Below are 2,684 nucleotides of genomic sequence, written 5' to 3'. Positions count from 1 at the left end.
GCGCTATGCCTTTAAGTACTATGCCTTTAAGTACTATGCCTTTAAGTACTATGCCTTTAAGTACTATGTCTTTAAGTACTATGTCTTTGCGTACTAGGCTTTTTTGACGAACTCTGACTTAAGCTTCATGGGCCCAATACCGTCGACCTTGCAATCAATATCGTGATCACCATCGACTAAACGAATATTTTTAACCTTAGTGCCTACCTTAACCACTAGCGAACTGCCTTTGACCTTGAGGTCTTTAATGACAGTGACGCTGTCACCATCTGCCAGCATATTGCCGTTAGCATCACGAATACCAGAGCCAGCCGCTTCAGCGCCCTCTTCTGCTACTTTTGACCATTCGTTGCCGCATTCCGGGCAGACATACTGAATCCCATCATCGTAGGTAAACTCAGAGGCACAGGCAGGACAATTGGGTAGATCACTCATGATAGGCTCCAACGCATCAGGCTAATACACAGGACTTAGTCATACACAGAACTTAGTCATTCACAGAACTTAGAAAGCGATGGAGCCTACACGGCTTGAGCACAATACTCCAGTTGGATACGCCAATTTGCGCTATCAATACAGCGCATTACTACTCACCTAGCTGTGCTGAATGCTGCTGCCACCAGTGACGCGCGATGCGCACATTTTCAGCATTTGCCGTCGCATCTAACACGGTGGGCAACTGTATATAGTCACCTCGAGTTCTTGCCATCAATAGCGGATCCTGGGTGGCAAGCTGAAGCGCATACAGGGCTAACATCAACTCATAGTCATCGGTTGTATTGAGTCGCGCAAACAGCAAAGGCACAGCGGGCAGGCCGATTTCTCCTAACCGCTCTGCCGCAATATACCAAGTTCGGGGATTGTCTTGTCCGCCGTACTGCGAGACAAACCGCCTGTCTGCCAATCGGCTAACATAGTAGGCCGCCTTCTCTTCAGGGCTGGTTAATAGCGGCGGCACCCAGTCGGTTACTTGGCGGTTAGTTACGTAACCTGGCTGCGCCGCTCCTGAAGATACCTGAGCCACGCCAGGTGAAACCTTCTGAGCAACGGCAGCATCAGGTGCTTGAGAGGAAGTTGACTGACCAGCGCATCCCGCTAACATAGTAAACATTGCGAATGCTGGCGCTAACCATTGAAGACGCTGCTTCATGATAAATTCCCTATATCAATATCCATACTTATTCAGACCAACGCCCTTCCCGCTTTAGGCGCTTTCTCACCCAGCGATCATAATACCAGCGTAATGCTTTTTTGATCCCTGGCAGGCCAATAAGCCATGCGATTGGCACAAGCAGAGGAATACGCATCATCAGCAAACGGTAGGCATTAATACCTTCGATAAGCGTGCCATCAGCTTTTTCGATATGCAGCGAGCGTAAAGCAGTTTCTGGTGTTACCCCTTTTTCACGCAATCGTTGCTGATGCTCAGTCACATCACACCAGTTAATCCCGTTGCCATGCTTGCCAGCCCAACGCTCAAAAAGACGTCGATCCTTCCGACAAACAGGGCAAACAGCATCGTAGAAAACATTGATAGAGGCATTATCAGGCATATAGGCTCTCATCGTAGTCGTACTTAGCAGTGTGACACTTTGCGCTTACTACGCAAATTTCCAGTTAACAGGGGCACTACAATGAAACAGCTATTAATCGTTGCCCATGCTCCATCAGTTAATACACGCACTCTGCGTGATGCCGCCCAGCGAGGCGCAAGCCAAGACGTTGTTGAGCAGGTTGCCTGCATAGTAAAAACGCCTTTCGAGGCTGGTCCTGATGATATTCGCGCCTGCGATGGCATCTTGCTGGGCACGACAGAAAACCTGGGCTACATGAGCGGTGCACTTAAGGATTTTTTTGATCGCAGCTACTACAGCATATTGGAAGAGAAACAAGGGCTTCCATGCGCGCTCTATATTCGCGCTGGACACGACGGCACCGGCACCCGGCGTGCAGTAGAAAGCATTGTGACAGGACTACGTTGGCGCTGGGTTCAGGAACCACTAACGTTACGTGGTCAATGGCAGGACACTTTTGCCGACCAAGTAGAAGAGCTAGGCCTTTACATGGCAGCGGGACTGGATAACGGTTTATTTTAATGCCGCTCTGAACGCAAAAACGGCACCGCATGGGTGCCGTTTTGTGGGTAAACGCTGTGTTTATTTGAGTCGTTCAAACACCGTCGCAACCCCTTGCCCCATGCCGATACACATAGTGGCAAGGCCGAGGGTAGTATCGCGCTGCTGCATAACGTTAAGCAGCGTCGTACAGATACGCGAGCCCGAACAGCCTAGCGGGTGGCCTAGCGCAATGGCACCACCGTTGAGGTTTACTTTTTCATCCATGGCATCTAGGAAGCCTAGATCTTTCAAAACGGGCAGACCTTGTGCAGCGAACGCTTCGTTAAGCTCAACCGTTTGAATATCGGCTGCCGACAAGCCAGCGGCTTTCAGCGCTTTTTTAGACGCAGGCACTGGGCCGTAACCCATGATAGAGGCATCACAGCCTGCAACACCTGTTGAAAGCACTTTTGCAATCGGCTCAAGCCCCAGCGCCTGAGCGCGCTCGTAGCTCATAACAGCCATTGCCGAAGCCCCTACCGACAATGCAGATGACGTGCCCGCAGTAACGGTACCGTTGCGAGGATCAAATACCGGCTTGAGGCTGGCCATTGACTCGATACTGGC

The 2,684-nt window shown here is 50.6% G+C and carries 5 protein-coding genes; 1 reads left to right on the top strand and 4 read right to left on the bottom strand.

Annotated elements, in window-relative coordinates; all coding sequences use genetic code 11:
- Positions 1-93: 93 nt before the first annotated feature.
- From INT22_RS13575 to INT22_RS13565, 3 genes are all read right to left on the bottom strand, one after another.
- Complete coding sequence (locus INT22_RS13575; protein WP_193059892.1) at positions 94-435, bottom strand: zinc ribbon domain-containing protein YjdM; 342 nt, start codon at positions 433-435, stop codon at positions 94-96.
- A 151-nt stretch (positions 436-586) separates the two neighbouring features.
- Positions 587-1,150: a hypothetical protein gene (locus INT22_RS13570; protein WP_193068419.1), complete on the bottom strand. Its 564-nt coding sequence runs from the start codon at positions 1,148-1,150 to the stop codon at positions 587-589.
- 28 nt (positions 1,151-1,178) lie between these two features.
- Entirely contained in the window at positions 1,179-1,553 is a 375-nt protein-coding gene (locus INT22_RS13565) for a thiol-disulfide oxidoreductase DCC family protein (RefSeq protein ID WP_193060532.1), read from the bottom strand.
- A gap of 81 nt (positions 1,554-1,634) precedes the next feature.
- Here INT22_RS13565 and INT22_RS13560 point away from each other — a divergent pair, with 81 nt between their 5' ends.
- On the top strand, positions 1,635-2,096 hold the full coding sequence (locus INT22_RS13560; protein ID WP_193060531.1) for a flavodoxin family protein: 462 nt from the start codon (positions 1,635-1,637) through the stop codon (positions 2,094-2,096).
- 60 nt (positions 2,097-2,156) lie between these two features.
- On the opposite strand, the gene INT22_RS21045 is transcribed toward INT22_RS13560, so the two are convergent.
- Positions 2,157-2,684, bottom strand: a 528-nt coding sequence (locus INT22_RS21045; RefSeq protein WP_446718954.1) for a thiolase family protein, incomplete at its 5' end; no start/stop codon positions are given.

It is taken from the genome of Halomonas sp. 3D7M (genome assembly GCF_014897885.1).
In the GTDB taxonomy this organism is placed as follows: Bacteria; Pseudomonadota; Gammaproteobacteria; order Pseudomonadales; family Halomonadaceae; genus Vreelandella.
Note: the sequence above shows the minus strand (reverse complement) of the source record. Positions and strands in the feature narration are given on the sequence as shown.

Excerpts from the sequence above, each read along its gene's own strand:
- INT22_RS13575 (WP_193059892.1), bottom strand. The coding sequence starts at position 435 with ATGAGTGATCTACCCAATTGTCCTGCCTGTGCCTCTGAGTTTACCTAC.
- INT22_RS13565 (WP_193060532.1), bottom strand. The coding sequence starts at position 1,553 with ATGCCTGATAATGCCTCTATCAATGTTTTCTACGATGCTGTTTGCCCT.
- INT22_RS13570 (WP_193068419.1), bottom strand. The coding sequence starts at position 1,150 with ATGAAGCAGCGTCTTCAATGGTTAGCGCCAGCATTCGCAATGTTTACT.
- INT22_RS13560 (WP_193060531.1), top strand. The coding sequence starts at position 1,635 with ATGAAACAGCTATTAATCGTTGCCCATGCTCCATCAGTTAATACACGC.